This is a genomic window from Cellulomonas jepli, assembly GCF_047229345.1.
GTDB lineage: Bacteria > Actinomycetota > Actinomycetes > Actinomycetales > Cellulomonadaceae > Cellulomonas_A.
The window spans coordinates 1-6,334 of record NZ_JBFTER010000161.1 but is presented as its reverse complement, the minus strand read 5'-3'; the positions used below and the strand labels follow the sequence as shown (position 1 = coordinate 6,334).

Annotated in this window: 7 protein-coding genes; 4 read left to right on the top strand and 3 right to left on the bottom strand. The window is 76.6% G+C overall.

The features are described 5' to 3' along the window. Window positions 1–327, bottom strand: a 327-nt coding sequence (locus AB6N24_RS22310) for a TetR family transcriptional regulator (RefSeq protein WP_412871553.1), incomplete at its 3' end; no start/stop codon positions are given. A 278-nt stretch (window positions 328–605) separates the two neighbouring features. On the opposite strand from AB6N24_RS22310, the gene AB6N24_RS22305 reads away from it, so the two are divergent. The 3 genes from AB6N24_RS22305 (at window position 606) to AB6N24_RS22295 (ending at window position 3,139) form a co-directional block, all read left to right on the top strand. Then, on the top strand, window positions 606–1,268 hold the full coding sequence (locus AB6N24_RS22305) for a biotin transporter BioY (RefSeq protein WP_412871552.1): 663 nt from the start codon (window positions 606–608) through the stop codon (window positions 1,266–1,268). 168 nt (window positions 1,269–1,436) lie between these two features. After that, the gene (locus tag AB6N24_RS22300; RefSeq protein ID WP_412871551.1) at window positions 1,437–2,021 is read left to right on the top strand and encodes a Dps family protein; all 585 of its coding nucleotides are present in this window, start codon (window positions 1,437–1,439) and stop codon (window positions 2,019–2,021) included. A gap of 32 nt (window positions 2,022–2,053) precedes the next feature. Further along, the gene (locus AB6N24_RS22295) at window positions 2,054–3,139 is read left to right on the top strand and encodes an App1 family protein phosphatidate phosphatase (protein WP_412871550.1); all 1,086 of its coding nucleotides are present in this window, start codon (window positions 2,054–2,056) and stop codon (window positions 3,137–3,139) included. Window positions 3,140–3,229: 90 nt separating this feature from the next. On the opposite strand, the gene AB6N24_RS22290 is transcribed toward AB6N24_RS22295, so the two are convergent. Continuing rightward, window positions 3,230–3,439, bottom strand: a complete 210-nt coding sequence (locus AB6N24_RS22290; protein ID WP_412871549.1) for a hypothetical protein — start codon at window positions 3,437–3,439, stop codon at window positions 3,230–3,232. A gap of 229 nt (window positions 3,440–3,668) precedes the next feature. Here AB6N24_RS22290 and AB6N24_RS22285 point away from each other — a divergent pair, with 229 nt between their 5' ends. Continuing rightward, a complete protein-coding gene (locus AB6N24_RS22285) occupies window positions 3,669–4,379 on the top strand; it encodes a helix-turn-helix transcriptional regulator (protein WP_412871548.1) in 711 nt (236 codons plus the stop codon). A 46-nt stretch (window positions 4,380–4,425) separates the two neighbouring features. On the opposite strand, the gene AB6N24_RS22280 is transcribed toward AB6N24_RS22285, so the two are convergent. Further along, window positions 4,426–6,334 (bottom strand): AfsR/SARP family transcriptional regulator (locus AB6N24_RS22280; RefSeq protein WP_412871547.1); only part of this gene is annotated, 1,909 nt, incomplete at its 5' end.

The following is a 6,334-nucleotide window of genomic DNA, read 5'->3' as shown; positions in this document are numbered from 1 at the left end:
GAGCGGCGCGGTCGCGATGTCGATGGCCGGGAACCGCCGCTCGCGCTGAGCCCTCCCACGTACGTCCGACGCCCCCCCCACCGTTGGTGCGGGGGGCGGCGGTGCGTCCGGGGTGGGGCCGTCGCCGGAGGCCGGCACCGGGAGCTCCGCGACGATCGCGTCGGCGACCTCGGCGAGCAGCGCCTGCTTGTTCGCGACGTGCCAGTACAGCGCCCCGGGCTGGACCCCGAGCGAGCCGGCGAGACGCCGCATCGTCAGGTCCCCGAGCCCGTACTCGTCGAGGATCTCGAGGGCGGCGGCCACGACCTGGGCGCGAGTGAGTGCCACGTCCCCTCCTCCTGGTCGTCGCGCTCGGGCGAGCCCGCTGCGCGCCTTGACGCTACTGCAGCGCGCCGCTAACTTGAACGCCGTTCAGGTGTCCTGAACAACGTTCAATCGAATCAGGGCGCTGGTGGACGCCGCGAGAAGGACCCCGGCACCGCGGTCGAGCCGACCACCTGACCAAAGGCGAGCGACCACGACACGCCAGAGCACCCTGCGGGCGGTCGGCCCGCCTCACCCGAACCCGTTCCCGCACCACTCCCCCCACCCGCTCAGGAGCCCCCATGACCACCGTCGACCTCTCCGCACCACGCCCGCTCGTCCTGGCCGACCTCGTCCCGGCGGTGCGCTCCCGCGCCGCCGTCGACACCGCGCTCGTGGTGGCAGGGACGCTGCTCATCGCGGGCTTCGCGCAGCTGACGATCACCCTGCCGTTCACGCCGGTGCCCATCAGCCTCTCGACGCTCGCGGTGATGTTCGGCGGCGCCGCGCTCGGAGCCCGCCGCGGCTCGCTGAGCGTGCTGCTCTACGTGGCGTGCGGGGTGCTCGGTGCACCCGTCTACGCGGACGGGAACAGCGGCTGGGCGATCGCGTCGTTCGGCTACGTCCTCGGCTACCTGCCGGCCAGCGCGCTCGCGGGCCACCTCGCCCGGCGCGGCGCCGACCGTGGGCCCGTCCGCGCGTTCGGCCTCGTCGCGCTCGCGTCGGCCGTCGTGTACCTCGGCGGCGTGCCGTGGCTCATGGCGTTCCTCGACGTCGACCTCGCCACCGCCGCACAGCTCGGCGTCTGGCCGTTCCTCGTCGGTGACGCGCTCAAGGCCGCCCTCGTCGCGCTCGCCCTGCCGGGGGCCTGGCGCCTGCTCGGCCGGCACGCCCACCGCCCGGCCCCGGCGCCCCGACCCGAGCCCGCCGCCACCACCGCCACCGACGTGGACGAGCAGCGCTGACCACCGCCGCACGCTCCTGCCCGCGACGCGCCCACCTGCGCGCTCACGGGCAGGACGGCCCGTGCACCTGCAGCGACGCCCGGATGCGACCCCGCCGCTCGTAGGGCACGGTGGAGACACACGAATCCAGGCGCCAGCACGGCGCCGGACACGAGGAGGCACCCCACCATGGCCCGTCGTACAGGTCTGCCCAAGTTCACCGTGCCGTCGCTCTCCCCCGAGGACGGCGCCGCGCTCGCCGAGATCCTGCAGACCCGCCTGAACGCGCTCAACGACCTGGCGCTCACGCTCAAGCACATCCACTGGAACGTCGTCGGCCCGCACTTCATCGCGGTCCACGAGATGCTCGACCCGCAGGTCGAGGCGGTCCGGGCGATGGTCGACGCGATCGCCGAGCGCATCGCGACGCTGGGCGTCCCCCCTCGCGGCACGCCGGGCGCGCTCGTCGCCGAGCGCACCTGGGACGACTACTCGATCGGCCGTGCAGGCGCGATCGAGCACCTGGGCGCGCTCGACGAGGTGTACCAGGGCGTCATCACGGACCACCGCAAGGCGGCCAAGGACACCGAGGAGCTCGACGACGTCACGAACGACCTGCTGGTCGGCCACCTGCACGAGCTCGAGCTGTTCCACTGGTTCGTGCGGGCCCACCTCGAGTCCGCGGGCGGCGTGCTGAGCACCGACGGCGCGACGACGGAGAAGGCGGCGGCCGGCAAGGCCGGCTCCGCGGCCAAGGGCGCGGCGGACCGCTGAGCACCTCGATGAGCCACCACGCGCGACCCGCCGTGACCACGACCCAGCGCCCGCACCGCGCGGCGCGCTACGAGGACGCGCTCAACCGGCGGGTCGCGCGCTGGCTGTCCGGACGCGGGTGGACCGCCCGCGTCGAGCCCTACGTCGGCTACGGCTCGTCGGCCGGGTGGGTACGCGTGCTCGCGCGCGTGCTGCTCGCCTCGCCCGCCGTGCCCGACGCCGAGCTGCCCGGCGCGGGGACCGCGACGAGCGAGCGCGAGGCGCGCGACGTCGGGGCGGTCCGCGGCTGGCGGTCCTTCGCGACCGCTCAGGTGCCCGAGGCCCGCGTCGAGATCGAGGTCTCCGGCCGCACGTTCACCGCCGTGGCGGACCGCGGCGGCTACGTCGACACGGTGGTCGAGGCCGACCTCGCACCAGGGTGGCACGACGTCACGGTCCGTGCGGAGGGCGGGGCAAGCCAGGCGGTCCCCGTCCTGGTGATCGACCCCGGGACGCCCTACGGGCTCGTGAGCGACATCGACGACACGATCATGGTCACGCGCCTGCCGCGTCCGTTGATCGCCGCGTGGAACAGCTTCGTGCGGCACGAGAACGCGCGCGAGCCGGTCCCAGGCATGGCGGCGCTGTACCGCGCGCTGCTGACGGACCGCCCGGACATGCCCGTGATCTACCTGTCGACCGGTGCCTGGAACGCGGCGCCGACGCTCGGGCGGTTCGTCCGCCGCCACCAGTACCCGGTCGGGCCGCTCATGCTGACCGACTGGGGCCCGACGAACACCGGGTGGTTCCGCAGCGGGCAGGAGCACAAGAACCGGACGCTGCGTCGGCTCGTGCAGGACTTCCCCGAGATGCGCTGGCTGCTGGTGGGCGACGACGGGCAGCACGACCCGGAGATCTACGCGGACCTCGTGCGTGAGCGGCCGGACCGCGTGCACGCGGTGGTGATCCGTCAGCTCACCGGCGCCGAGCACGTGCTCGCGCACGGCGCACCGACGTCGACGGACCAGGCGAACCGCGCGGAGGGTCGCACCCAGGCCGAGGGCGTGCCGGTGATCCAGGGCGCCGACGGCAAGGCGATCCTGCAGGAGTGGCGGACGCGGGGCGTCGCTCTGACCTGAGCCGGCCGGCCGGCGCACGGACGGTCCCGCCTGCACACGGAAGCGCCCGACCCCTCGTGAGGGGTCGGGCGCTTCCGTGTGCGCGGGTGGTCAGAGGCGCGCGGGGTCGTCCCACTCGTCCGCGGCAGCGATCGCCTCGTCGTCGGCCTGCTGCTCCGTCGCGGAGAGCGAGTGCGGCGCGCGGCTCGGGTCTCCCCCGGTCCGGGCGTCCCCGGCGAACGCCTCGGCCTCGGTCAGGGCGCGCTCGGCGCGGTGGTCGGCGGCGGTGTCGGACGTCAGGTCGCGCGGCACGGTGCTCATCCTCTCGTTCTACCGTCTCCGGCGTGCGGGCGCATCCGTCGCCGACCGCCGGACCTGGGCCGCTGCGTCCGGAGCCCCTCCTCCTCCTGTGCCGGGGTTGGTCTTTCCTGTGCGCCGTCAGTGGCGCTTGTTTCCGTTATCGTGCGCCGATCTGGACGCCTGCACGGGTTCTCCGGCCCGTTGACACCGTGTTGATCCCCTGTTGAGCGGCGTCGGACACGCTGCCCCCATGACGACGATCGCCACGCGTCCGACGCCGACCCATCGCCCCGTCGCCCCCACGGGCGACCGCACCGCCCACCTCCGCCCCGAGCCGCTCCCCCGCGTCCACGTGGCCGTGCACTGCGACGACGCGCTCAGTGCCGCCGGCCTCGAGGCGCTCCTGCGCGACTGCGCCGACCTCGTCCTCGTGCCGCGCCCCGAGCGCGGGGCCGCCGACGTGCAGCTCCTCGTGCTCGACCGGGTCCGCCTCGAAGACCTCACCGCAGCAGACCCCGCCGGTCGCCCGCGGCCGCGCCGCGTCCTCGTGGTCGCCGAGCTCGACGCCCACGACTTCGCGCTCGCGCGGTCGGCGGGCGTCGTGGGCGTGCTGTGGCGCCGCGACGTGACCCGGACGAGCCTCGCCGCGCTCCTGCGCGCGGCAGCCGCCGCCCCGGCACCGCAGGTCGACCACGTCCGGGCCGCCGCCGTGCACGCCGGAGCACACGCGGGGAGCCACGCCTCGCCGGCGGCGAGCTCGAGCGCCGAAGCGGCGCTTTCCGAGCGTGAGATCGAGGTCCTGCGGATGCTCGCCGCCGGCTCCGACACGCGCGAGATCGCGCACCGGCTCTGCTACTCCGAGCGCACCGTCAAGACCGTGATCCAGGACATCACGCGCCGGTTCGGGCTGCGCAACCGCTCGCACGCCGTCGCGTACGCCGTGCGGCACGGGCTCGCCTAGGGCGGGGAGGGCTCGCCCTCCGCCCCGCACTCAGGTCGTCGCGCACTCAGGACGGCGCGCGTCTCGGCGCCGAGGCGACCAGCGGACCCGCCGCACGGACGGCGCGGACCGGGGCGGTGCGCGTCGCGTCCTCCACCGCGCGCCCGGCCGCCGACGGCCGCACGGGCCCGGGCCCGACGAGCACGTCGAGCTCGCGCAGGATCCCGGCGTACGCGCGCCGCGCCGCTGCGGCCGCCGCCGGCTCCCCCGCTTCGTCGAGCGAGAGCGCGAGCCGCTGCCACAGCCCGTCCTGGTACGCGTCGACGGCGAGGCCGCGGCGGCACACCTGGATCGCCGCCGCGTGGTCGCCCGCACGGGCGTGCCGGTCGGCCAGGACCCGGCACGCGGAGACCGCGGAGCTCCGCAGCCGCTCGCGCTCGTGCACGACCCACTCGCTGACCCCGTCGTCCGGCAGGAGGTCCGCGGGGTAGGCGTCGACCGCAGCCTGGTAGAGCGCCGTCCCCGCCGCGCCGTCGGCCGCGATCCGGGCGTCGTGCAGCAGCCGCTCGAACGTGCGGGCGTCGTGCTCGTCGTCCGGACCGAGCTGGAGGCCGTAGCCCCCGGCGTCCCGGCAGATCACCGAGCCCCGGGCGCCCGCGGTGGCCGGCTCGAGGAGCTTGCGCAGCTCGCTGACCGCGACCTGGAGGCTGTGCTGGGCACGTTCCGGGTCGCGCCCGGGCCAGAACCACTCGAGCAGCCGGTCGCGGTTCACGGGAGCCCCGGCGTGCGCGCACAGCGCCCGGAGGAGGGCCTGGTGCTGCGGGCGCAGGTGGGTGTGGGTGACGGGGCGGCCGTCCCGCTCGAGCGAGAAGCCCCCGAGGCAGCGCACGACAAGGCGCGTCCGGCGGGCGGCGGGCAGCGGCGGGGGTGCGACGAGCGCGTGGGGTCGCGTCGCGATGTCGAGGGCGGCGAGGGGGCGGCTCGGCTCGAGCCGGGCGCGCTCGGCCCACGCGTGCGAGGGCCCCGTGCTGTGCGTGGCCGCGCGGCGGGCCGCAGTGAGTGGCACGACGCCCGCGGACCCGGCGTGGGCCGGCGTCCGGGTGCGCGGGCCGGTGGTCGCGAGGGTCCGGGCGACCGCGTCCAGCCAGCCGTGTCCGCGGGGTCTGCGCGGCGCGGCGTCCCCGGTGCCCGTGCGCAGGTCGTCCTCCCGGCCGTCCGCCGGGGTGTCCGTCGGGGCGTCCGTCGGGGCGTCCGTCGGGGCGTGCGGCGGGGTGTGCGGTGCGCCGGGCCGGGCCGGCTCGTCGTCGAGCGCCGCTCCGGTGGCCGTGAGCCGGGCGAGGGCCGCGGGCACCCCGGTCAGGCGCCGTGCCTGCTCCCCAGCTGCGCGGTCGGGCACGCCGGTCTCGCGGTGCCGGGCGGTGGTCCGCGGTGTGGCCCGACGCGTGGCGTGCGCGTGCGCGACGAGCGCGAGGGCGGTGCACCAGTCGGCGAGGGTCGGTGCGTCGAGGGCCTCGAAGCGGGCACGGAGGTCATCGGCGTCCGCGGGGGTCGCCGCGCGCCGCACCACGTCGGCGCACAGCGCGAGGAGCCGCAGCACCGCGGCGCCCCAGTCGTCGCCGGCGGCCTCGGCGCTCCTGGTCAGGTGCCCCAGCGCACGCGGGTGCGGGCGGGGACGGCAGGCGAGCTCGAGGCCCTCGGCGACCCGCTCGAGGGCGGCGCTGTCGAGCAGGTGGGCGGCGGTGGTGGCGCGGGTGCGGGCGTCCTGCTCCGCGGCGTCCCCCACGAGGCTCAGCGCCGCCGCGCGTCCGAGCAGCGCGAGCGCCTCGACCACGGGCGTGGCGGTGCCGGCGTCGAGGAGGGCCTCGAGCTGCGCGGCCGCGCGGACCGGGTCGCCCGCGACGAGCTCGGCGAGAGCGGGGGCGAGCGTCGGCGGCTCGGCGGCGGTGGCGGTGGCGCCGGCGCGGCCTGGGCTGACG